At 69.0% G+C, this 21131-nt stretch carries 20 protein-coding genes; 13 read left to right on the plus strand and 7 right to left on the minus strand.

The window, feature by feature from the left end:
* The first annotated feature begins 17 nt into the window (after positions 1 to 17).
* The 6 genes from argB to AC1DSA_RS24820 all read left to right on the plus strand — a co-directional run bounded on the left by argB (position 18) and on the right by AC1DSA_RS24820 (position 5049).
* The gene (gene argB, locus AC1DSA_RS24795) at positions 18 to 908 is read left to right on the plus strand and encodes an acetylglutamate kinase (protein ID WP_477893680.1); all 891 of its coding nucleotides are present in this window, start codon (positions 18 to 20) and stop codon (positions 906 to 908) included.
* 7 nt (positions 909 to 915) lie between these two features.
* Entirely contained in the window at positions 916 to 1617 is a 702-nt protein-coding gene (locus AC1DSA_RS24800) for a response regulator (RefSeq protein WP_477893682.1), read from the plus strand.
* Positions 1618 to 1619: 2 nt separating this feature from the next.
* Positions 1620 to 3038, plus strand: a complete 1419-nt coding sequence (locus tag AC1DSA_RS24805) for an ATP-binding protein (RefSeq protein WP_477893716.1) — start codon at positions 1620 to 1622, stop codon at positions 3036 to 3038.
* A 96-nt stretch (positions 3039 to 3134) separates the two neighbouring features.
* Positions 3135 to 3767, plus strand: a complete 633-nt coding sequence (slmA, locus tag AC1DSA_RS24810; RefSeq protein WP_477893684.1) for a nucleoid occlusion factor SlmA — start codon at positions 3135 to 3137, stop codon at positions 3765 to 3767.
* Between the two features lie 115 nt (positions 3768 to 3882).
* On the plus strand, positions 3883 to 4569 hold the full coding sequence (gene pdeM, locus AC1DSA_RS24815) for a ligase-associated DNA damage response endonuclease PdeM (protein ID WP_477893686.1): 687 nt from the start codon (positions 3883 to 3885) through the stop codon (positions 4567 to 4569).
* Positions 4570 to 4674: 105 nt separating this feature from the next.
* Entirely contained in the window at positions 4675 to 5049 is a 375-nt protein-coding gene (locus AC1DSA_RS24820; protein WP_477893688.1) for a hypothetical protein, read from the plus strand.
* Here the strand turns inward: AC1DSA_RS24820 and AC1DSA_RS24825 are convergent, their stop codons facing one another.
* From AC1DSA_RS24825 to AC1DSA_RS24850, 6 genes are all read right to left on the minus strand, one after another.
* A complete protein-coding gene (locus AC1DSA_RS24825) occupies positions 5050 to 6108 on the minus strand; it encodes a malate/lactate/ureidoglycolate dehydrogenase (RefSeq protein ID WP_477893690.1) in 1059 nt (352 codons plus the stop codon).
* A gap of 190 nt (positions 6109 to 6298) precedes the next feature.
* Positions 6299 to 7825 carry a UxaA family hydrolase gene (locus AC1DSA_RS24830; protein WP_477893692.1) on the minus strand — a complete coding sequence of 509 codons (1527 nt, stop codon included), beginning with the start codon at positions 7823 to 7825 and terminating at the stop codon, positions 6299 to 6301.
* Between the two features lie 105 nt (positions 7826 to 7930).
* Entirely contained in the window at positions 7931 to 9325 is a 1395-nt protein-coding gene (locus AC1DSA_RS24835; RefSeq protein ID WP_477893694.1) for a TRAP transporter large permease, read from the minus strand.
* Positions 9326 to 9335: 10 nt separating this feature from the next.
* Positions 9336 to 9884 carry a TRAP transporter small permease gene (locus AC1DSA_RS24840; protein ID WP_477893718.1) on the minus strand — a complete coding sequence of 183 codons (549 nt, stop codon included), beginning with the start codon at positions 9882 to 9884 and terminating at the stop codon, positions 9336 to 9338.
* A gap of 83 nt (positions 9885 to 9967) precedes the next feature.
* Entirely contained in the window at positions 9968 to 10945 is a 978-nt protein-coding gene (locus AC1DSA_RS24845) for a sialic acid TRAP transporter substrate-binding protein SiaP (RefSeq protein WP_477893696.1), read from the minus strand.
* Between the two features lie 33 nt (positions 10946 to 10978).
* Positions 10979 to 11704, minus strand: a complete 726-nt coding sequence (locus AC1DSA_RS24850) for a FadR/GntR family transcriptional regulator (RefSeq protein ID WP_477893698.1) — start codon at positions 11702 to 11704, stop codon at positions 10979 to 10981.
* 132 nt (positions 11705 to 11836) lie between these two features.
* Here AC1DSA_RS24850 and AC1DSA_RS24855 point away from each other — a divergent pair, with 132 nt between their 5' ends.
* Genes AC1DSA_RS24855 through AC1DSA_RS24870 form a run of 4 tightly spaced genes read left to right on the plus strand, consistent with a single transcriptional unit; the run spans position 11837 to position 16596 of the window.
* Positions 11837 to 12583 carry an SDR family oxidoreductase gene (locus AC1DSA_RS24855; protein ID WP_477893700.1) on the plus strand — a complete coding sequence of 249 codons (747 nt, stop codon included), beginning with the start codon at positions 11837 to 11839 and terminating at the stop codon, positions 12581 to 12583.
* Complete coding sequence (locus tag AC1DSA_RS24860; RefSeq protein ID WP_477893702.1) at positions 12580 to 13326, plus strand: SDR family NAD(P)-dependent oxidoreductase; 747 nt, start codon at positions 12580 to 12582, stop codon at positions 13324 to 13326. Before AC1DSA_RS24855 ends, AC1DSA_RS24860 begins: the two co-directional genes overlap by 4 nt.
* Before the next feature lie 25 nt (positions 13327 to 13351).
* The gene (locus AC1DSA_RS24865) at positions 13352 to 14200 is read left to right on the plus strand and encodes a fumarylacetoacetate hydrolase family protein (RefSeq protein WP_477893704.1); all 849 of its coding nucleotides are present in this window, start codon (positions 13352 to 13354) and stop codon (positions 14198 to 14200) included.
* A gap of 41 nt (positions 14201 to 14241) precedes the next feature.
* Complete coding sequence (locus AC1DSA_RS24870; RefSeq protein WP_477893706.1) at positions 14242 to 16596, plus strand: hybrid sensor histidine kinase/response regulator; 2355 nt, start codon at positions 14242 to 14244, stop codon at positions 16594 to 16596.
* Between the two features lie 59 nt (positions 16597 to 16655).
* On the opposite strand, the gene AC1DSA_RS24875 is transcribed toward AC1DSA_RS24870, so the two are convergent.
* Complete coding sequence (locus AC1DSA_RS24875) at positions 16656 to 17717, minus strand: cyclase family protein (RefSeq protein WP_477893708.1); 1062 nt, start codon at positions 17715 to 17717, stop codon at positions 16656 to 16658.
* Positions 17718 to 17927: 210 nt separating this feature from the next.
* Between AC1DSA_RS24875 and AC1DSA_RS24880 the strand changes: the two genes are divergently transcribed.
* From AC1DSA_RS24880 to AC1DSA_RS24890, 3 genes are read left to right on the plus strand one after another with little or no spacing between them, the layout of a single operon-like run.
* Complete coding sequence (locus AC1DSA_RS24880) at positions 17928 to 19109, plus strand: ABC transporter substrate-binding protein (RefSeq protein WP_477893710.1); 1182 nt, start codon at positions 17928 to 17930, stop codon at positions 19107 to 19109.
* Between the two features lie 24 nt (positions 19110 to 19133).
* The gene (locus AC1DSA_RS24885; RefSeq protein ID WP_477893712.1) at positions 19134 to 19994 is read left to right on the plus strand and encodes a branched-chain amino acid ABC transporter permease; all 861 of its coding nucleotides are present in this window, start codon (positions 19134 to 19136) and stop codon (positions 19992 to 19994) included.
* 13 nt (positions 19995 to 20007) lie between these two features.
* Positions 20008 to 21015 carry a branched-chain amino acid ABC transporter permease gene (locus AC1DSA_RS24890; RefSeq protein WP_477893714.1) on the plus strand — a complete coding sequence of 336 codons (1008 nt, stop codon included), beginning with the start codon at positions 20008 to 20010 and terminating at the stop codon, positions 21013 to 21015.
* Positions 21016 to 21131: the final 116 nt, after the last annotated feature.

Here is a 21131-nt window from a genome sequence, read left to right on the forward strand (position 1 = left end):
ATCCCCTCCCGCCCGCCATGAACGACGTCACCCACATCGCCCCCCGCGACAAGGCCGAGATCCTCGCCCAGGCGCTGCCCTACATCCGCCGCTTCCATGGCAAGACCATGGTGATCAAGTACGGCGGCAACGCGATGACCGATCCCGAGCTGCAGGCCGACTTCGCCGAGGACGTCGTGCTGCTCAAGCTGGTGGGCATCAACCCGGTGGTGGTGCACGGCGGCGGCCCGCAGATCGAGCAGGCGCTCAACCGACTGGGCAAGAAGGGCGAGTTCATCCAGGGCATGCGCGTCACCGATGCCGAGACCATGGAAGTGGTCGAATGGGTGCTGGCCGGCGAGGTGCAGCAGGACATCGTGGGCTTCATCCACAAGGCCGGCGGCCAGGCCGTGGGCCTCACCGGCCGCGACGGCGGCATGATCCGCGCCCGCAAGCTCAAGATGATCGACGCCAAGGACCCGAACAAGGAACACGACGTGGGCCAGGTGGGCGACATCGTCGAGATCAATCCCGGCGTGGTGCGGGCGCTGCTGGAGGACAACTTCATCCCGGTGATCAGCCCGATCGGATTCGGCGACGAGAACGAGAGCTACAACATCAACGCCGACGTGGTGGCGAGCAAGCTGGCCGAGGTGCTGAAGGCCGAGAAGCTGGTGCTGCTGACCAACACGCCGGGCGTGCTGGACAAGCAGGGCAAGCTGCTCACCGACCTCACGGCCCAGGCGATCGACGGCCTGTTCGCCGACGGCACGATCTCCGGCGGCATGCTGCCCAAGATCAGCGGCGCGCTCGATGCCGCCAAGGCCGGCGTCAATGCCGTGCACATCATCGACGGCCGGGTGCCCCATGCGATGCTGCTGGAAATCCTCACGGACCAGGCCTACGGGACCATGATCCGTTCCCACTGAGCTCACCATGCGCCTGCTGCTGGTCGAAGACGACGTGATGGTGGCCAGCGGCATCAAGCTGGGGCTGGCCAATGCCGGCTACGCGGTCGACTGGGTCGGCACCGGCGAGCGGGCGGAAGAGGTGCTGCGCACCGAGGTGTTCGACGCCGCGATCATCGACATCGGCCTGCCCAACATGGACGGCCTGGAGCTCACCCGCCGCCTGCGCCGCCCCGAGATGGCGAGCCAGAACATGCCGGTGCTGATCCTCACCGCGCGCGACGCGCTGCACGACCGCGTGCAGGGCCTGGACCTCGGCGCGGACGACTACATGATCAAGCCCTTCGAGCTGCCCGAACTGCTGGCACGCCTGCGCGCGCTGCTGCGCCGTTCGCAGGCGGCCACGTCGGCGGTGCTCAGCTTCGGGCCGATCGAACTCGATACCGCCAACCGGCGCGCCAGTGCCCAGCGCAACGGCACGGCCGTGCCGATCGAGCTGGGCCCGCGCGAGTGGACGGTGATGGAGTACCTGCTGATCAACGCGCCCAAGCCGGCCAGCAAGGACAAGCTGCTGCAGGCGCTGACCGGCTGGGACAAGGAGATCACGCCCAACGCGGTCGAGGTCTACATCTCCCGCCTGCGCAGCAAGCTGGAACCCTACGGTGTCGCGCTGCGGTCGATCCGCGGCTTCGGTTACCGGCTCGAACTGCGCCCGGTCGAGGGCGAGTGAAGCTGTCCTTCCTGCCCGGCTCGCGGGGGCAGGACTCGCCCCGGGTGCGAGGCGTCACCTCGGGACTGCGGCGCCGCCTGCTGGTGACGCTGATCGTGCCCCTGGTGCTGCTGGCGCTGGCCAACGCCTGGCTCGAATTCCGCTCCGCCGACGACGTGGCCGCGCAGCAGGACCGGCGCCTGCTCGCGCTGGTGCCCCTGGTCGCGGACTCCGTGATCGGCGAAGTGGGTGACCGGCCGCTGATCATGCTGGCGCCGCCGGTGGAGGAGTTCCTCAAGGAGCGCGCGGGGTCCGCCACCTATGCCATCCTGGACGTCGACGGCAAGGTGCTGCAGGGTGAAGCCTGGCTGGCCGGCCTGCCGCCGTCCGACCAGGCGCCGGAGGTGCACAGCGAGGAACACGGCGGCGCCACCTGGCGCATCGTGCGCCAGCGCCAGCCCACCGTGCAGGGCGAGCTGGTGGTCGCGGTGGCCGATGGCTCCGATCCGCGCCAGCAGTGGGCGCGCTCCATCCTGTTCCGCGTGCTGCTGCCCAACCTCGTGCTGATCGCCGCCGCCGCCTTCGCCGTGCGCTGGGCGGTGCAGCAGGCGCTGCGGCCGCTGCTGGAGCTGAAGGAGGCGGTGGAGCACCGATCACCGCGCGACCTGAGCGCCATCGACGACACCACCTCGCCCGAGGAAGTCCGGCCGCTGGTGGACTCGCTCAACCGGTTGTTCGGCCTGGTCAACGCGCAGGCCGAGGGCCAGCGCCGGTTCGTGGCCGACGCCGCCCACCAGCTGCGCACCCCCATCGCCGGCCTGCAGGCCCAGGTCGAGGCCTGGGCGCAGGCGGCCAGCGCCAAGCCGGCCCAGGGCATGCTGGCGCTGCCCACCGAGCAGGTCTACAAGCTGCGCAGCGCCACCCGCCGCACCTCGCAGCTGGCCAACCAGCTGCTGGCGCTGTCGCGGGCCGATGCCCGCGCCATGCACGCGCAGCCGCAGCAGCGGGTCGACTTGAAGGCGCTGTGCGAGGACGCGCTGGAGATGCACCTGGACGCCGCCACCGTCCGCGGCATGGACCTGGGCCTTGACGCGCAGCCGGTGCAGGCGATGGGGCACGAGTGGCTGCTGCGCGAGCTGCTGTCCAACCTGGTGGACAACGCGGTGAAGTACAGCCACGAGGGCGGCACCGTCACCATCCGCTGCGGCCGGCGCGGCAGCGAAGCCTTCCTGGAGGTCGAGGACGACGGACCCGGCGTCGCGCAGGCCGAGCTGCCGCGGATCCGGGAGCGCTTCTACCGGGTGCAGGGCACGCAGGGCGAGGGCAACGGCCTGGGCCTGGCCATCGCCGACGAGATCGCGCGGCTGCACCACAGCCAGCTGCAATTGCAAGCGGGCGCAGGCGGCCGTGGCTTGAAAGTCACACTGGCTTTCCCGGCCTGAGAACCTGCTGGCGGACGGCGGTTCCGATGGATGGGCTGGGGGGAAAAGCCATGGTTGGGTATGCGAGAATGAATTGGAAACGCAGACCCAGACCCCATGTCCCACGCCGAGCTCGATGCACCCGAACCCACCCCTGGCGGCGAGGCCCCGGTCCCGGTGCGCAAGCGTCCGAAGCCGGGCGAGCGGCGGGTGCAGATCCTGCAGGCCCTGGCCACGATGCTGGAGCAGCCCGGCGCCGAGCGAATCACCACGGCGGCCCTGGCGGCGCGGCTGGAAGTGAGCGAGGCGGCCCTGTACCGCCACTTCGCCAGCAAGGCGCAGATGTTCGAAGGCCTGATCGAATTCATCGAGCAGAGCGTCTTCACCCTGGTCAACCAGATCACCGACCGCGAGCCCGCCGGGCAGGCGCAGGCCGGCCGCATCGTCACCATGCTCATCCAGTTCGCCGAGAAGAACCCGGGCATGACCCGGGTGATGGTCGGCGACGCGCTGGTGTTCGAGAACGAACGCCTGCAGCAGCGCATGAACCAGTTCTTCGACAAGATCGAGTCGTCGCTGAAGCAGTGCATGCGCGGCAACGGCGACGCCGCCACCCCGACGGTCGACGCGCAGGTGCGCGCCTCCGTGCTCACCGCCTTCATCGTCGGCCGCCTGCAGCGCTTCGCCCGCTCGGGCTTCAAGCGCCAGCCCTCGGAGCACCTGGACGCCGCGCTCGCGCGCATCCTGTAGGCTGGGGTGACGCCGGGAACCCCAGCGATGCGCGAAGCGCTGGGGTTCGCCTTCGGTCTCACCGCCAGCCTACGCATACGGTTCACCGCCTCCTCCGAAATCCGTCCCCAGTCCCGTGCTGAGAATCCGCCTGGCCGGCCAGGATGCGCTGCTGCATCCCAGCGGCTCCCTCTACCTCACCGCGCAGCGCGCGCTGCTGGTCGCCGACGCGCACTTCGGCAAGGCCGTGAGCTTCCGAAAGCTGGGGGTGCCCGTTCCCAGCGGCACCACCAGCGACAACCTGGCGCGGCTCGATGCGGCGGTCGCGGACACGCAGGCGCGGCACGTGGTGTTCCTGGGCGACTTCCTCCATTCCGCGCGCTCGCATGCGCCGGGCACGCTGCGGGTGCTGCAGGACTGGCGCGACGCCCATGCGGACCTCGCGCTAACCCTGATCCGCGGCAACCATGACGACCGCGCCGGCGATCCGCCCGCCAGCCTGAACTTCACGGTGGTCGACGAGCCGCTGGCGATGGGCCCGTTCGCCCTGTGCCACCACCCGCGGCCGGTGGCGGGCGCGTACGTGCTGGCGGGGCACTGGCACCCCTGCATCAGCGTGGCGGGCCGGGCCTTCGAACGGCTGAGGCTGCCCTGCTTCTGGCTGGGCGACGACAGCGGCCAGTTGCCGCAGCAGGCGGTGGGCGTGCTGCCGGCCTTCGGAGGGTTCACCGGCATGCACCGCATCGAGCCGCGCGCGGGCGACCGCATCTTCCCGGTTGCCGGAGAGGTGGTGCGGGCGCTGCCGCCGCTGCCTGTGCCGTAAAGGCGGCGTCGGTGCACGGCTGACACAGGTCATCAACGGGGACTGTCGCCCCGGCTCGGCGGCTGCGCGTGCAATGGCACGACGCAACCTGCAAAAGGAGTCTCCATGAAGCGCATCGCCCTCATCGCCGCCGCCGTCCTGGCCGCGCCCGCCGTCTTCGCCCAGTCCTACGGCAGCACCACCACGACCACCACCACGACCGCACCCGCCGGCGCGGTGACTTCGTCCACCGGCGCCGGCGTCAGCTCCGGAACCGGCGGCGTCGTGGCGCCGGCCTCTGCCAACACCTCCGTGGCGACCGTCCCGATGCGCAGCCCGCACCTGTTGCCCGGCGGCTCGATGGTGCAGCACTCGTCCAACACGACCACGATGGGATCGGGCCCCGGCTCGACGCAGACCGTCACGACCACCTACTGGGCCAACGTGCCGTCCGGCGTCGAGCGCCGGCACGACTTCCAGCGCTGGATGTCGCTGAAGTGATCAGCCCACGCGGGCGCCGACCTTGGCGCCCGCGCTGACGACCTCGGCCCAGGTCTGGTCGTCCAGCACGATGCCGTCGACTTCGCGTTGGCGGCGCGCCTTGCGCTCCGGCTCGCCCGCCAGCAGCACACCGTCGCTGCCCGGCGCCGGTGGGCTTTGCCGCAGCCAATCCACGAAGGCGAGTGCCTCGCGCGCGAAGCCTTCCTGCGTGCCCAATTTGCGCGGGTCGACCACGATGGTGAACATGCCGTTGATCACGGCCCGCAAGTTGTCGGCGGGACGGTGCCAAGTGCCGCTGCCGGTGAGCGCGCCGCCCAGCAGTTCGCAGGCCACGGCCATGCCGTAGCCCTTGTGCTCGCCGAAAGCGAGCAGGGCGCCGAACATGCCGCCCGGCTGCGGCACCACCACGACACCCGGGTCGGTCGTGGGCCGGCCCTGTTCGTCGATCAGGTAACCCGGCTCGACCCGGCGGCCTTCGTTGTGCGCGACGCGCATCTTGCCCTGCGCCACCCGGCTGGTCGCGAAGTCGAGGACGAAGGGCGGCTGGCCCGCCAGCGGAATGCCGACGCAGAACGGGTTGGTCCCGTAGCGCCCATCGCCGCCGCCGAACGGGGCCACGACGGGTCGCGACTGCACGTTGACGAAGTGGATGGACACGAGGCCCTGCGCTACCGCCATCTCCGCGAAGTGGCCGATACGTCCCAGGTGGTGCGCGTTGGCCAGCGCCATCACGCAGCTGCCGGTGTCCTGCGCGCGCTGCATCGCCAGCGCCATCGCCTGCTCGCCCACCACCTGCCCGTAGCCGCGCTGTCCATCCAGCGCCAGCAGGCTGCCGCCATCGAGCTTCACGGCCACGCCGGTGTTGGGCTTCAGCCCGCCTTCCAGCACCGCCTCGATGTAGCGCGGCACCATGCCCACGCCATGCGAATCGTGCCCGCTCAGGTTGGCCAGCACCAGGTTGTCGGCAACGGTCTTCGCCTCCTGCGGCGAACTGCCGGCCGCCGCGATGATGGCCGAGACGGTGGTGCGCAGTTGCGCGGCTTGAAAGGTCTTGCTCATGTCTTTTGAAGGAAGGATCGATCAACGAAGTGCGGCCGTGTGCGACGGTTCCCTTTCCGCACCGAGGCCCGTGGAGCGCGCGCAATAGCATGCAGCGCGCTCTCCCTTGTGAAGGAGATCCGGCTTTGCCGGGCTCCTTCACACCGATCAGGCCACTTGGAAAAGTCGCGCAGCGACTTTTCCAAGTGAATCACATTACGGCCCCCACCTGCCACGGCACGAACTCGTTCTGCCCGTAGCCGTGCTGCTCGCTCTTGCTGTGCTCGCCCGAAGCGGTCGCCAGCACCAGCCGGAAGATGCGCTCGCCCATCTCCTGGATCGAGGCCTTGCCGTCGATGATCTCGCCGCAGTTGATGTCCATGTCCTCTTCCTGCCGCTGCCACAGCGCCGTGTTGGTGGCGATCTTCAGCGAAGGCGAGGGCGCGCAGCCGTAGGCCGAGCCGCGGCCGGTGGTGAAGCAGATCATGTTGGCGCCGCCGGCCACCTGGCCCGTGGCGCTCACCGGGTCGTAGCCGGGGGTGTCCATGTAGACGAAGCCGTGCGCCGACACCGGCTGGGCGTACTCGTAGACCGCCTGCAGGTTGGTGGTGCCGCCCTTGGCCACCGCGCCCAGCGACTTCTCCAGGATGGTGGTGAGGCCGCCGGCCTTGTTGCCCGGCGAGGGGTTGTTGTTCATCTCGCCCTCGTTGACCTCGGTGTAGTGCTCCCACCAGTGGATGCGCTCGATCAGCTTGTCGCCCACCTCGCGCTTGACGGCGCGGCGCGTGAGCAGGTGCTCGGCGCCGTAGATCTCGGGTGTCTCCGACAGGATCGCCGTGCCGCCATGGGCCACCAGCAGGTCCACCGCCGCGCCCAGCGCCGGGTTGGCGCTGATGCCGGAGTAGCCGTCCGAGCCGCCGCACTGCAGGCCGATGGTGATGTGCGCGGCGCTGCAGGGTTCACGCTTCACGCGGTTGGCCGCCGGCAGCATCTGCTGGACCAGCGACACGCCTTTCTCCACGGTCTTGCGCGTGCCGCCGGTGTCCTGGATGTTGAACACCTGCAGCGTCTCGCCTTCGCGCAGGCTGCTGTGCGCGAGCCAGGCGTTGATCTGGTTGGCCTCGCAACCCAGGCCGACGACGATCACGGCGGCGAAGTTCGCGTGCGTCGCGTAGCCGGCCAGCGTGCGTTCCAGGATCTGCATGCCCAGGCCTTCGGTGTCCATGCCGCAGCCCGTGCCGTGCGTGAGCGCCACCACGCCGTCGACGTTGGGGTAGGGCTCCAGCGCCTTCGGGTTGGACTGGCGCGAGAAGTGGTCCGCGATCGCGCGCGCCGCCGTCGCCGAGCAGTTCACGCTGGACAGCACGCCGATGTAGTTGCGCGTCGCCACGCGGCCATCGGGCCGCTTGATGCCCATGAAGGTGGCCTCGCGCCGGGCGGGTTCCGGCTTCACGTCGGCACCGAAGGCGTAGTCGCGCGCGAACGCGCCGTGCTCGGGGCCCATGTCGAGGTTGTGCGTGTGCACGTGCTCGCCGGCCGCGATCGGCTTGCTGGCGAAGCCGATGATCTGGTTGTAGCGCCGCACCGGCTGGCCGGCCGCGATGTCGCGCGCGGCGACCTTGTGGCCCGGTGGAATCAATCCCTTGGCCGTGACGTTCTCGACGCTCGTGCCGCCCACGAGCTGGGCGCGCGCGATCAGGACGTCGTCGGCGGGGTGGAGGCGGATGAAGGGGGTCATGGTGGGGTCCATTTGCTGGGGTTCGCTTTGCTCGCCGCCAGCCTACGAAACGTGCCGTAGGCTGGTGGTGAGGCAGCGCCGAACCCCAGCTTGCATGTCAATCGATCAATAAAACATCTTGGGCAGCCACATGACTGCCTTGGGCACATAGGTGATGAAGATCAGCGAGGCCAGCAGCGGCACCAGCCAGGGCAGGATGGCGACGGTCGTCCGCTCCACCGAGAGCTTGGCGACGCGGGCCAGCACGAACAGCACCATGCCCATCGGCGGGTGGAGCAGGCCGATCATGAGGTTCAGCACCATCACCAGACCGAAGTGCACGAGGTCGATGCCCAGCTGCTGGCAGATCGGCACCAGGATGGGCACCAGGATCGTGATCGCCGCGGTCGGTTCCAGGAAGCAGCCCACGAACAGCATCAGCACGTTGGCCAGCAGCAGGAAGACCCAGGGCTCCTTGGTGAAGGCCAGCACCCAGGAAGAGATCGCCGCGGTCACGCCGGTGGCCGTCAGCATCCAGCCGAAGATGCTGGCCGCCGCGACGATGAACAGCACCGTCGAGGTCGTCTCGACGGTGTCGAGGCAGACCTTCACGAACATCTTCCAGGACAGCGTGCGATACCACGCGAAGCCCAGCAGCATCGCCCACAGGCAGGCGGCGATGGCGCCTTCTGTGGGCGTGAACACGCCCGTGGTCATGCCGCCGATCAGCAGCACCGGCGTCATGATGGGCAGCACCGCCTGGAAGCGGAAGATGCGGTCGGCGGCGAACAGCACGATGCCGCACAGCAGCACCGTGAGCTGCGCGTTCATCCCGAACTTCACCACCAGCAGCCACACGGCCACGGGCCAGCCGATCACGATGGCCGTCTCGATGATGGCCTTGGAGACGCGGTGCCACTCGAACTTGACGTCGCCGCCCCAGCCGTTCTTGTGGGCGAAGTAGGCCACCGTGAGCATCATCAGCACCGCCATGATCGCGCCCGGCAGGATGCCGGCGAGGAACAGCGAGCCGACGCTGACGTTGGCCATCATTCCGTAGATCACGAAGGGCAGGCTGGGCGGGATGATCGGGCCCAGCGTCGCGGAGGCTGCGGTCACGCCGACGGCGAACTCGGTCTCGTAGCCGTGGTCCTTCATCGCCTTGATCTCGATCGTGCCCAGGCCCGCGGCATCGGCGATCGCCGTGCCGCTCATGCCGGCGAACACCACCGAGCCCACCACGTTGACGTGGCCCAGGCCGCCTTTGAGCCAGCCCACCAGCGCCAGTGCGTAGTTGTAGATGCGGTTGGTGATCCCGGCGTTGTTCATCAGGTTGCCGGCCAGGATGAAGAAGGGCACGGCCAGCAGCGGGAAGCTGTCGATGCCGCTCACCATCCGGTGGATCACCACGAAGGGCGGCAGGTTGCCGGTGGCCAGGATGTAGATCAGAGAGGAACCCGCCATCGCGACTGCGACGGGGATGCCGCCGCTCATGAGCAGCAGGAAGAGGACCTTGAGCATGGTGTGGGTTCTAGTTGTCCGTCAGTTCGGTCATCGGGCGCTCCAGCACGCTGTAGCCGCGCTGCCAGTGGCGGCGCGCGACCATCACGGAGCGCAGGGTCATCAGCGCGAAGCCCAGGGCGCAGACGCCGTACACGTAGTTCATGGGGAGGTCCACCATCGTCATGCGCGAGTTGCCCAGCTTCATCATCATCAGGATGGTCAGCACCACGGCCGCCGCGAAGAAGGCGGTGCGCACCACGTCGACGACGATGGCCATCACGCGCGCCATGCGCGCCGGCATGAATCGGTAGAAGAAGTCCACCTGGATGTGGTTGTTCTTGGTGACGCCGATGGTGGCGCCGGTGAACACCACCGCGATCAGCAGGTAGCGGGCGATCTCCTCGGTCCAGGCGGCCGAGTCGTTCATCACGTAGCGCGTGAAGAACTGGTAGAAGACCACCGCCCCCAGGATCCAGAAGATGCCGAGCGCGAGCCAGGCCTCGGGCGTGGTGCCGGAGAGATCCACTTCCTCGTCCTGGGCGTGGAACTCCCCGTCCTCGCCCATGACGTGGGGCATCTCGTCGATGATCGAGCGCTCGGACGGGGGCGGGACCAGGCCCGCCCCGCCGCCCGGGACCTCGTCGGTGCGGGCGGCGTGCATCACTTCAGGTTGACCACGCGGTCCCAGTCCTTCTTGTCCAGCTTCATGGACTCGAAGGAGATCGCCTTCAGCACGTGCTGGCGGAAGTCGTCGCGGTTGACGGTCACCACGTTGACGCCCTTCTTCTTGAACTCCTCGACCAGCTCGCCTTCGCGCTTGCGGATGTCGTTGGTCGCCTTCTCGGCGGCTTCCTGCGTCACGTCGGACAGGATCTTCTGTTCGGCCGGCGTCAGCTTGCCCATCAGGCTGGGGGACACCACGGTCAGCAGCGAGTCGGAGATGTGGCCGGTCAGGATGATGTTCTTCTGCACTTCGTAGAACTTCTTGGCCTCGATGGTGGGCAGCGGGTTCTCCTGCGCGTCCACGGTGCCGTTCTGCAGCGCCAGGTAGACCTCGGCGAAGGCGATCGGCGTCGGGTTGGCGCCGCAGGCGCGCGGCAGTGCGGTGTAGGCCGGCGCGTCGGGCACGCGCATCTTCAGGCCCTTCATCTGCTCGCAGGTGGTGAACAGCTTGTTGCTGGTGGCGTGGCGCGCGCCGTAGTAGGTCAGGGCGGTGACGGTGTTGCCGGTGGCCTTCTTGTAGCCCTCGGTCAGCTCCTTGAACACGTCGCTCTTGCTGTACAGGATGACGTGGTCGGCGTCGCGGAAGGTGAAGGGGTAGTAGCTGACGGCCAGGCGCGGGTAGGAGTTGGCCGCGAACGAGGCGCCGGTCAGGATGATGTCCACCGTGCCCAGCTGCAGGCCCTGGTTGATGTCGCTTTCCTTGCCCAGGCTGGAGGCGGGGAACACCTGGATCTCGTACTTGCCGTTGGTGCGCTTCTTGAATTCGTCGGCCGCCCACACCGACCACTTGTGGTACGGCTCGGAGGTCTCGTACACGTGCGCCCACTTCAGCTTGGTCTGCGCGAAGGCCGGCGCCGCCACGGCGGTGGCCAGCGCGCAGGCCGCGATCAGTTGCAGGGTGAGTCGTTTGCTCATGCTCTTTGTCTCCTAGGGTGGTTTCTTCTGGCGTCAGGAATGGTTGGCGCGGCGCCAGCTCGCGCTGTATCGACCGGTGGCCTTCTTCAGGTGCTGCTGCATGGCCTCGCGCGCCGCCTGGGCGTCCCGCGCGCGGATCGCCTCCAGCACGGCGGCGTGCTCGACCAGCGCGGCGCTCCAGGAGGCCGGGTTCTCGAAGTAGTCGCCCAGCCGGCTGAACAGCGGGCCGTGGCGCGCGCTCCAGTAGCTGCGCACCGTGTCCGACAGCACCTCGTTGCCGCACGCTTCGGCGATCGCGGTGTGGAAGGCCTCGTCGCCGGCGCGCGGCTCGACGCCGGCGGCGGCGTCCTCGCGCATCTGCTGCAGCGCGCCGGCCATGGCGGCGATGTTCGCCTTGCGCGCATTGCGCGCGGCGAGCGCGGCCACCTCGGATTCGACCAGTTCGCGCGCCTGCATCACCTTCAACGGGCCCCATTCGGCGCCGGCGTCGTGGCCGTTCTTGCCGGCGCGCGCGCCATGGCGCTGGCGCGGCGGCTGCACGTAGATGCCCGAGCCCGTGCGCACCTCGACCCAGCCTTCCACCTCCAGCGCGATCAGCGCCTCGCGCACCGAGGGACGGCTCACGCCCAGCTGCTTGGCGAGGTCGCGCTCGGCCGGCAGGCGCGTGCCCGCCTCGAATTCGCCGCCGGTGATCAGCCCACGCAGCTGCTCCGCGATCTGGCGGTACAGGCGGCTGGATTCGACGGCTTGCAGGGGCATGGAGGGAGCGCGAAACGCTGCTTAGGGTTGGTGCTGACTGGCCAAGTGGTCAGGCCAATTAATATCGGCGTCACCCCGGCCCCCGCGCATCCGGCAAAACCCGGACGGCTGCCGGAAAAGGAGAACCAGGACATGCGACTCAAGGGCAAGACGGCGCTCGTCACCGCCGCGGGGCAGGGCATCGGCCGCGCCAGCGCCATGGCGCTCGCCGCCGAAGGCGCGCAGGTGTGGGCCACCGACGTGAACCCCAAGGTGCTCGACAGCTACGAAGGCGTGTCGGGCATCCGCTGCGTGCAGCTGGACGTGCTGGACAAGGATGCGATCACGAAGGTCGTGAACGCCATGCCGGCCATCGACGTGCTGTTCAACTGCGCCGGCTTCGTGCACAGCGGCACGGTGCTGCAGGCGAGCGACGAGGAGTGGAATTTCGCGCTGAACCTCAATGTGCGCGCGCAGTTCTGGGCGATCCAGGCGGCGCTGCCGCGCATGCTCCAGAACGATGGCGGCCAGGGCAAGGGCAGCATCATCAACATGGCCAGCGTCTGCAGCAGCATCAAGGGCCTGCCCAACCGCTTCATCTACGGCACCACCAAGGCGGCCGTGATCGGCCTGACCAAGAGCGTCGCGGCCGACTACGTGGCCAACGGCATCCGCTGCAATGCGATCTGCCCCGGCACGGTGGATACTCCGTCGCTGCAGGACCGCATCAACGCCAACGCCGATCCCGTGGCCGCGCGCAAGGCCTTCGTCGCGCGCCAGCCCATGGGCCGGCTCGCCACCGCGGAGGAGATCGCGCCGCTGGTGGTGTACCTGGCCAGCGAAGAGGCGGTGTTCGTCACCGGCCAGGCCTACGCGGTCGATGGAGGCATCACGCTATGAACCAGCTCGACTTCCAGGGACGGCATGCCGTCGTCACCGGCGGCGCCGCCGGCCTCGGCTTCGCCATCGCCCAGCGCCTGCTCGCCTCCGGCGGCACCGTGAGCCTGTGGGACCGCGACCTGGCCCAGGGGCGGCAGGCCGCCGAGAAGCTGGGCGCGGGCAGCACCTTCGTGCAGGTGGACGTGACCGACGTCACCTCGGTGCGCGAGGCGTTGCAGTCCACCGTACGCCGCGCATCCCGCATCGACGCGCTGGTCAACAGCGCCGGCATCACGGGGCCGAACACCAAGGTGTGGGAGTACCCGGTCGACGACTGGAAGCAGGTGATCGACGTCAACTTGAATGGCCTGTTCCTGTGCTGCCGTGAAGTGGTGCCCGTGATGCGGCAGGCGAACTACGGCCGCATCGTCAACATCGCGTCGGTCGCCGGCAAAGACGGCAACCCCAACGCCAGCGCCTACAGCGCCAGCAAGGCGGCGGTGATCGCGCTGACCAAGTCGCTCGGCAAGGAACTCGCCGACGGCGGCGTGCGCGTCAACTGCGTGACTCCGGCCGCGGTGAAGACGGCGATCTTCGACCAGATGACCGAGGCGCACATCCAGTTCATGCTCTCCAAGATTCCGATGGGCCGCTTCGGCACGCCCGAGGAGATCGCGGCGATGGTGGGCTGGCTGTGCACCGAGGACTGCTCGTTCTCCACCGGCGCGGTGTTCGACCTCTCTGGCGGCCGCTCCACCTACTGACAACAACAACCAAGGAAACCCTCGAATGAAACTCGTGCGCTATGGCAACCCCGGCAAGGAAAAGCCCGGACTGATCGATGCCGACGGCAAGCTGCGCGACCTGAGCGGCGTGGTGCCGGACATCGGCCCCGAGCAGCTGGGTCAGGTCGGCCTGGCCCGCATCCGCAAGGCCAATCCCGCCAAGCTGCCGGCGGTGCGCGGCAACCCGCGTTTCGGCTGCCCGGTGGCGCACGTGCCCAAGTTCATCGCCATCGGCCTGAACTACTCGGACCACGCCGCGGAATCGAACATGCCGATCCCGGCCGAACCCATCGTCTTCATGAAGGCGACCAGCTGCATCCAGGGCGCCAACGATCCCGTGATGCTGCCGCGCGGCTCGGTCAAGACCGACTGGGAAGTGGAGCTGGGCATCGTGATCGGCACCCGCGCGCGCTACGTGCCGATGAGCAAGGCGCTGTCGTATGTGGCCGGCTACAGCATCGTCAACGACGTGAGCGAGCGGGAGTACCAACTCGAGCGCGGTTCGCAGTGGGACAAGGGCAAGGGCTGCGACACCTTCGGCCCGATCGGCCCCTGGCTGGTCACCACGGACGAGATCGACAACGTGCAGCGCCTGGGCATGTGGCTGGACGTGAACGGCAAGCGCATGCAGACCGGCAACACGCGCACCATGATCTTCAACTGCGCCAAGCTGGTCAGTTACTGCAGCCACTTCATGACGCTGGAGCCGGGCGACGTCATCACCACCGGCACGCCGCCCGGGGTCGGGCTGGGCATGAAGCCGCCGTTGTACCTGAAGAAGGGCGACGTGATGACGCTGGGCATCGATGGGCTGGGCGAGCAGCGCCAGCTGGTCGTTCCTTTCAAGAGCTGACCGGGCCCGCGCGGAGCACCGCGCTTCTCTACACTCGCGGCATGCCCACCGAGCCGCAGCCCGCCTTCCTGGCGGGCGACTCCAGGATGGCGCGCCTGATGCGCGCCCACGACTGGTCGCGCAGCGAAGTCGGCCCGCCGCAAGGCTGGCCGCAGTCGCTGCGTTCGGTCGTGAACCTGATGCTGGGCTCGGGCTTCCCGATGTTCGTGGCCTGGGGCCCGAACCTGGAGATGCTCTACAACGACGCCTACGCGGAGATCCTGGGGCGCAAGCACCCGGCGAGCCTCGGCACGGCTTTCCGCACGGTCTGGTACGACATCCTCGACGACATCATGCCGTTCGTGAACCGGGCGCTGGCGGGCGAGACCTTCTTCATGGAGAACCTGCCGCTGCGCATGCAGCGCAAGGGCGAGGAAGAGGACACCTGGTTCACCTTCTCCTATTCGCCGGTGATCGACGAGCAGGGCCGCACGGCCGGCTTCTACTGCGCCTGCGCGGAGACAACCGCGACCGTCCTGGCCGAGCAGCGCCACCGCCTGCAGCAGGAGCGGCTGCAGGCCCTGTTCGAACAGGCCCCGGGCTTCCTCGCGGTGGTGCGCGGGCCCGACCACGTGTTCGAGGTCGTGAATCCCGGCTACCTCCAGCTCGTCGGCCGGCGGCAGGTCGTCGGCCGCGCCGTGCGCGACGCGCTGCCCGAGGTCGTGGCCCAGGGCTACATCGACCTGCTGGACCGCGTGTACCGCACCGGCCAGGCCTACGTGGCAAGCAGTGCGCAGGCGACACTGGACCGCGAGGCCGGCGGTCCGCCCTCGGAGGTTATCCTGGACTTCGTGTACCAGCCGCTGCTGGACCCGGCCGGCAAGGTCGACGGCATCTTCGTCTACGGCCACGAGGTCACCGAGCAGCACCGCGCGCAGCAGGCCTTGCTGGCGTTTTCCAACAGCATCCCCGCCATCGCCTGGGAAGCGTCGCCCGCCGGCAAGCTGGAACGCTTCAATTCGCAGTGGGAGGCCTACACCGGGCAAGCGGAGGCACGGGCCCTGGTGCACGGCTGGGTCGAGGCGCTGCATCCGCAGGACGCGCAGGGCCTGTGGGACACGTGGAGGGCAGCGAAGGCCGCGGGCACCGAATGGCACGCCGAGCACCGGCTGCGCAGCGCCGGCGGCGAGTGGCGCTGGTTCCTCACCCGCGCCGTGCCGCAGCGCGACAGCACCGGCCGCGTGCTGCGCTGGTTCGGCACCACCAGCGACATCGAGGAAGCGCGCCGCACTTCGCTGGCGCTGCAGGCCGCGGACCGGCAGAAGGACGAGTTCCTCGCCACGCTGGCGCACGAGCTGCGCAATCCCCTGGCCCCGATCCGCACCGCCGTGCACCTGCTGTCGCTGCCGACGGCGCCCGACACGGTGCGCGCGCGCGCCGTGGAGATCGTGGGCCGGCAGGTGTCGCACATGTCGCGGCTGCTCGACGACCTGATCGACATCGCCCGCATCACCCAGCGCCGGCTGGTGCTCAAGCCGGAATGGGTTTCGGTGCAGCAGCTGGTCGACACCGCGATGGAAGCCGCGGCGCCGATGGCGGAGGCCAAGCGCCACGCGCTCACGGCGCAGGTGGAAGAGCCGCAGCGCCGTGTCCACGCGGACCCGGTCCGGCTGGCACAGGTGCTCTCCAACCTGCTGAACAACGCCGTGAAGTACACCGACCCGGGCGGGCGCATCGCGTTGGACGTGCGCCACCAGGGTCCGTGGCTGGTCTTCTCCGTGACGGACACCGGCATCGGCATGTCCGCCGCGGCGCTGGGCAACGTGTTCGCGATGTTCGCGCAGGAGCAGTCCGCCATCGATCGTTCCGAGGGCGGGCTGGGCATCGGCCTGGCGCTGGCCAAGGGGCTGGTCGAACTGCATGGCGGCACCATCCACGCGTACAGCGCGGGGCCCGGCGCGGGCAGCCGCTTCGAAGTGCGCCTGCCCGACGAGAAGCGGCCCGAGGGCGGGCCACCGGTGGAGTCCGGCCAGGCGCAGCCGGCCGCCGGCGCGCAACGGGTGATCGTGCTGGCCGACGACAACGCCGATGCGGCCGAGGTGCTGGCCGAACTCCTGGGCATCGAGGGCCACCAGGTGCGCGTGGCGCACGACGGCCAGGCCGCCGCGGACCTGGCCATGCGGCTGCGCCCGGACGTGCTGGTGCTGGACATCGGCATGCCGGGGCTCAATGGCTACGAGGTGGCGCGCCAGGTGCGCGCGCAGGACTGGGGCGCGCGCACGCTGCTCATCGCCGCGACCGGCTGGGGCCAGGAAGAGGACCGGCGCAAGGCCATGGCCGCGGGCTTCGACCTGCACTTCACCAAGCCGTTCGCGCCCGAGCAGCTGCTGGCGGCGATCGCTTCGCTGAAGCGCTGAGCCGCTGCCGCCGCGGCACGGTGCGCAGGGCCGGAAAGGGAATCCCTAGAGCCCGCGGCTCAGACCGTGGCCACCGGCGTCGCCGGTGAACCGACCGCCCCCGGCAGGCGCAGCGGCGGTGCCGTCAGCAGGAAGCGGTTGCGCCCATGCGCTCGCAGCCAGTCGGCCAGCGGCGTCAGGTGCCAGATCTCGCCGAGGTGCACGCCCAGCTTGAACAGGCAGTGCTCGTGCAGCGGCAGGGCCGCGCAGGTGTCGGGATGGCTGGATGCCGGGTGCGCCTCCACGGCGTAGTTGTCCGCGATGAGGGCCGCCAGACCGCTGTCGGTGATCCACTGCAGCAGGCGCGGGTCGCGGCCTTCCAGCACCGCGCAGCTGTGCTCCAGCTGGTGTCCATCGGGCTTGCGGTCCATCTCCAGGATCATCTGCGCGAAGCCGGTGTGCAGGCACACCATGTCGCCGGCCTCCACGGTGACCTGGTCCTTCTTCAGGATGTCCTGCAGCCGGTCGTGGTCCACCAGCACGCGCTCGCGGCCGACGTGGGCATGCAGGTCGATCATCACCGCGCGTCCCTGCACGCAGCGTTCGGACATGTTCTCGATGCCCAGCTTCCTCGCGCCCGAGGTCGACTCGCGCGGGACCTTGGCGAAGTCGAAGATGCCGGCGCCCGCCGCCGACTCCGGCCCCACCACGTCCTCGCCGGCGCGAAAGCCGTTGTAGTACAGCGCCTGCGGCTCGCCCGTGCCCTGCGCGTCGAACATCGATCCCACGTGCGCAAGGCTGTCCCACTGGGTGCTGTACTGCAGGTGCATCACCACCAGGTCGTCGCTGATCACGTCGGTGCACGCGGGGTTGTCGCAGCGCAGCTGGTAGTTCATGTTGGCCTTGCCGTTGCGCAAGGTGGGCCGCAGCACCGGCGGCATGCGCCGCGGATTGAGCACGTTGCCGCCGGGGAAATCGAGCGGCAGGCTCAGGTTGAAGGTGAGCCCTTCGCGAACTTCGCGCATGCCCTGCATCACCTTCTGCGGCGTCAGCAGGTTCATCCGGCCGCACTGGTCGTCCGGCCCGAAGTCGCCCCAGGTGGACCCGGCGGGGCGCTGCTTCCAGCGGGGGGATTGCGTCATCGAAGCTCCTCGTTCGTGGGTTGGCGGTCGCAATCATCCGACTTCCGATGGACAAAAGATTCTGTGCAACGAAATAAATGGAATTGTCGAGATGCGCGCCTAGGGATAACACCGAGCAATCGGGCGCGGCTCCTCCTATTCGGGAAAAACGAAGACGCCTAGCATGGCTGCCTCTTTGCCGCAAAAGATCACTGACCAGGAGATCACGGAATGTTTTGTTTAACGAAACTGATTGCCAGACTTTCCGCCGCTGCCGTCCTCGGCGCCGCCGCCCTGTCGGCCCACGCCGCGGACCCGATCAAGGTGGGCTGGCTCTCCTCGCTGACCGGGCCGCTGTCGTCGGCCGCGCTGGCCGAGAACGAAGGCGTGAAGTTCGCGGTCGACGAGATCAACAAGGCCGGTGGCATCAACGGCCGGCCGATCGAACTGCTCACCCGCGACACCGCGGGCGACCCGACCAAGGCGGTGAACTTCGCGCAGCAGCTCGCGTTCAGCGAGAAGGTGCACTTCATCATCGGCCCGGTGAACTCGGGTGAAGGCCTGGCCGCCGCGCCCATCATCGCCCGCGCCGGCATCCCCAACCTGGTGATCGGCGCGATCGACGAACTGATCGATCCCGTCAAGTACCCGCGCGCCTTCCGGGTGATCAACACCAACAAGCAGTGGATCTCCACCGCCAACGACTACGCGCTCAACGCCCTCAAGAAGCGCAAGGTGGCGGTGATCGGCGACACCTCCGGCTACGGCACCTCCAGCGCGAAGACCGCCACCGAGCTGCTGAAGGCCGCCGGCATCGAGCCGGTCTACTCGGTGCTGATCGACCCGAACAAGACGGACCTGAGCGACGAGATGAGCAAGGCCCGCGCGGCCGGCGCGGAGGTCGTGATGCCCTGGTCCGCGGCCACCGGCCTGCTCGGGCGCCTGCTCAATGCGCGCGGCGACATGGGCTGGAAGGTGCCGGTGGTCGGCCACCCCGCGCTGATGGCCTCGCAGATCCGCAAGCTGCTGAACAAGCCGGAGTACTGGGAGGAGACCTATGCGGCGGGCTACCAGAGCACCACGTTCCGCCCGGACGGCAAGCTGCCCGACCAGACCCAGGCGCTGGTGGACAAGATCCGTCCCAAGCTCGGCAGCGGTGAACTCGACATCCTGTTCTGGTGGGTGGCCATGGGCTACGACACGGTCAAGCTGGTCGAGCACGCCGTGAAGACCGCCGGCGGCACCGATCCCGCGAAGATCCAGAAGGCGCTGGAGGACACCCGCGAGTTCCGCGGCGTCTATGCCACCTACACGTGGAGCGCGAAGGAGCACAACGGCTTCCCGGACAGCAACATGGCCGTGAACGCCGCCAACACCTTCAAGGACGGCAGCTTCAAGCTCGCGCCGCGCTGACCGGCATCCCAGGGCCACCGCTCCATGCTCACCGTCATCGTCTCCGGACTGGCCATCGGCATGGTCTATGCCGCCGTCGCGCTGGTCTACAACGTGATGTTCTCGACCTCCAAGGTCCTGTCCGTCACCACGGGCCACATCGCCATGCTGGGCGGCGTGTTCGGCGCCTACATCATCACGGCGCTGGGCATGCACTGGTCGGTGGGGCTGGCAGGTGCGGTGCTGGTGGGCGCGGCCTTCGGCTGGCTCACCGAGGTGCTGGCGATCCGGCGCGTGCTGGCGCGCAGCGACGAGCACCTGTGGCTGCTCAGCACGCTGGCGCTGGCCACCATCGTGCAGCATGCGGTGGCGCTGTGGTGGGGCACGGAGCCCAAGCCCTTCCCGCGGCTGATCCCGCAGCAGTTCGGGGTCGGCGCGCTGGACCAGAAGTTCTGGTTGCCGGTGGGCTGCGCGGTGGTGATGGCCCTGGGCCTGGAGCTGTTCTACCGCCGCACCATGTACGGCAAGGTGTTCATCGCCATGTCCGAGGACGCCTTCGCGGCGCGCGCGCGCGGCATCTCCACCGACCGCATCCGGCTGCTGTCGTACATCCTGTCCGGCGCGCTCGGCGGGGTGGCGGGCTTCGCGGCCGGCCAGCTGACGTTCGCGTTTTTCGCGCTGGGCCACGCGCTCACCTTGAGCGGCTTCATCGCGCTGGCGGTGGGCGGCCTGGGCAGCAACGTGGGCGCGTTGATCGGCGGCGCGGCGTTGGGCCTGCTGAGCGCCTTCGCGAGCTACTGGTTCGGCGGCGAGTACCAGCAGACGGTGGCGGTCGGCCTGCTGATGGTGATCCTGCTGCTCAAGCCAGAGGGCCTGCTCGGCGCGCGCAACGTAAGGCCGGTGTGAGGGAGCTTGCCCAATGAGCCCGAAGACGCATCCCACGAAGATCGCCGGCCTCGTGTTCGGCGCGCTGCTGCTCGCGACCTTGCCCTTCTGGGCGGGCGACCAGTACCAGCTGCACCTGGCGGCGCTGGTCGCCGTCTACTGGATCCTGATCGCCGGACTCAACCTGGTGGTGGGATTCACCGGCCAGCTGTCCATCGGCCACGTGGGGCTGCTGTCCATCGGCGCCTACGGCTTCGCCATCCTCGCCGGCAAGGCGGGCTGGAACCCCTATGCCGCCATGCTGGTGTCGGGGGCCGTCGGCGGCCTGTGCGGACTGCTGCTGGGACTGCCCTCGCTGCGGCTGCCGGGTTTCTACTTCGCGATGGCCACCATGGCCTTCGCGATGATCGTCAACGAGATCGTGATGGCCAATCCCGGCCTCACGGGCGGCGGCGTCGGCCTGCCGGGGCCGATGTTCCCCGCGCCTTTCGACACGCCCACCGGCTTCTATTACCTGGTCGCCGGGCTCGCCGCGTTCGTGACCTGGCTCACCTGGAACGTCGCGCGCCGCATGTGGGGCCGCGCTTTCATCTCGATCCGCGACAACCCGGTGGCGGCGCAGGCGGTCGGCGTGCCGGTGCTGCGCGCCAAGCTCGCCGCCTTCGTCTTCAGCGGCGTCACCGCCGGCGTCGCGGGCGCCGTGTTCGCGAGCCTGCAAAGCTACATCACGCCGGACACCTTCGTGTTCGAGCTGAGCCTGTTCTTCTTCGTGTGCATCATCATCGGCGGCCGCGGCAGCCTGATCGGCCCCTTCATCGGCACCGCGGCGCTCACCGCGCTGCCGGAGCTGGTGGCGCCGCTGGCCAAGCTGGGCAACCTGTTCTACGGCGTGATGCTGCTGGTGGTGGTGCTGGTGGTGCCGGAAGGAATCGGCCGCATGTTCGAGATCATCGGCGAGCGCATCCGGCCGCGCGAAGTGCACCGGGAACCGGTCCAGCCCGACCTGCCGCGCCTGGCCCGCGCCCTGCGGGAGCCGGCATGAGCGCCGCACGCAGCGTGGGGGAGGCGACCAGGTGAACGCGAACACGGACGCGCAGGCTTTCCACGCCGGCGGCTAYGCCAGCCCGGCGAACCCGCCGCTCGCCGAGGCGCCGGCGG

It is taken from the genome of Ramlibacter sp. P4_H7 (assembly GCF_056400765.1).

What these genes read in the sequence shown, in the direction of transcription:
- AC1DSA_RS24855 (WP_477893700.1), top strand. Translation starts at nt 11,837, where the DNA reads ATGCGACTCAAGGGCAAGACGGCGCTCGTCACCGCCGCGGGGCAGGGC.
- AC1DSA_RS24845 (WP_477893696.1), bottom strand. Translation starts at nt 10,945, where the DNA reads ATGAGCAAACGACTCACCCTGCAACTGATCGCGGCCTGCGCGCTGGCC.
- AC1DSA_RS24840 (WP_477893718.1), bottom strand. Translation starts at nt 9,884, where the DNA reads ATGCCCCACGTCATGGGCGAGGACGGGGAGTTCCACGCCCAGGACGAG.
- AC1DSA_RS24875 (WP_477893708.1), bottom strand. Translation starts at nt 17,717, where the DNA reads ATGACGCAATCCCCCCGCTGGAAGCAGCGCCCCGCCGGGTCCACCTGG.
- AC1DSA_RS24800 (WP_477893682.1), top strand. Translation starts at nt 916, where the DNA reads ATGCGCCTGCTGCTGGTCGAAGACGACGTGATGGTGGCCAGCGGCATC.
- slmA (WP_477893684.1), top strand. Translation starts at nt 3,135, where the DNA reads ATGTCCCACGCCGAGCTCGATGCACCCGAACCCACCCCTGGCGGCGAG.
- AC1DSA_RS24830 (WP_477893692.1), bottom strand. Translation starts at nt 7,825, where the DNA reads ATGACCCCCTTCATCCGCCTCCACCCCGCCGACGACGTCCTGATCGCG.
- argB (WP_477893680.1), top strand. Translation starts at nt 18, where the DNA reads ATGAACGACGTCACCCACATCGCCCCCCGCGACAAGGCCGAGATCCTC.
- AC1DSA_RS24885 (WP_477893712.1), top strand. Translation starts at nt 19,134, where the DNA reads ATGCTCACCGTCATCGTCTCCGGACTGGCCATCGGCATGGTCTATGCC.
- AC1DSA_RS24860 (WP_477893702.1), top strand. Translation starts at nt 12,580, where the DNA reads ATGAACCAGCTCGACTTCCAGGGACGGCATGCCGTCGTCACCGGCGGC.
- AC1DSA_RS24835 (WP_477893694.1), bottom strand. Translation starts at nt 9,325, where the DNA reads ATGCTCAAGGTCCTCTTCCTGCTGCTCATGAGCGGCGGCATCCCCGTC.
- AC1DSA_RS24870 (WP_477893706.1), top strand. Translation starts at nt 14,242, where the DNA reads ATGCCCACCGAGCCGCAGCCCGCCTTCCTGGCGGGCGACTCCAGGATG.
- AC1DSA_RS24825 (WP_477893690.1), bottom strand. Translation starts at nt 6,108, where the DNA reads ATGAGCAAGACCTTTCAAGCCGCGCAACTGCGCACCACCGTCTCGGCC.
- AC1DSA_RS24820 (WP_477893688.1), top strand. Translation starts at nt 4,675, where the DNA reads ATGAAGCGCATCGCCCTCATCGCCGCCGCCGTCCTGGCCGCGCCCGCC.
- AC1DSA_RS24880 (WP_477893710.1), top strand. Translation starts at nt 17,928, where the DNA reads ATGTTTTGTTTAACGAAACTGATTGCCAGACTTTCCGCCGCTGCCGTC.
- AC1DSA_RS24850 (WP_477893698.1), bottom strand. Translation starts at nt 11,704, where the DNA reads ATGCCCCTGCAAGCCGTCGAATCCAGCCGCCTGTACCGCCAGATCGCG.
- AC1DSA_RS24890 (WP_477893714.1), top strand. Translation starts at nt 20,008, where the DNA reads ATGAGCCCGAAGACGCATCCCACGAAGATCGCCGGCCTCGTGTTCGGC.
- AC1DSA_RS24865 (WP_477893704.1), top strand. Translation starts at nt 13,352, where the DNA reads ATGAAACTCGTGCGCTATGGCAACCCCGGCAAGGAAAAGCCCGGACTG.